1 pseudogene is annotated in these 305 nt (G+C 47.5%); it reads left to right on the top strand.

Features of this window, described 5'->3' with window-relative positions:
* A pseudogene (locus tag P0G09_RS18230) lies at window positions 1-305 on the top strand (chromosome partitioning protein ParB); the annotation flags it as partial.

Here is a 305-nt window from a genome sequence, read left to right as displayed (position 1 = left end):
GAAGCATCAGGCAGGACGTCCTACGCAAGATAATTATTCCCTAGTTGGGAATAATTTCGGTACACTATCTAGTAAGGAGATGGCTGAAGAACTCGGAACTAGTAAGAATCAAATTTTCCGCTATATCCGCCTGACCAACCTTGTCCCCGAACTTCTGGACATGGTGGACGAAAAGAAAATCGCCTTCAATCCCGCTGTGGAATTGTCCTCTCTGGACGAAAGCCAACAGCGGGATTTTTTAGAAGCAATGAACGACACCCAGAATGCACCGTCCCTTTCCCAAGCGCAGCGGCTTAAAAAGCTGG

Source organism: Faecalibacterium sp. DFI.5.82 (genome assembly GCF_029076575.1).
GTDB classification, from domain to species: Bacteria; Bacillota; Clostridia; order Oscillospirales; family Ruminococcaceae; genus Faecalibacterium; species Faecalibacterium duncaniae.
This window is presented reverse-complemented; position numbering and strand designations above follow the sequence as displayed.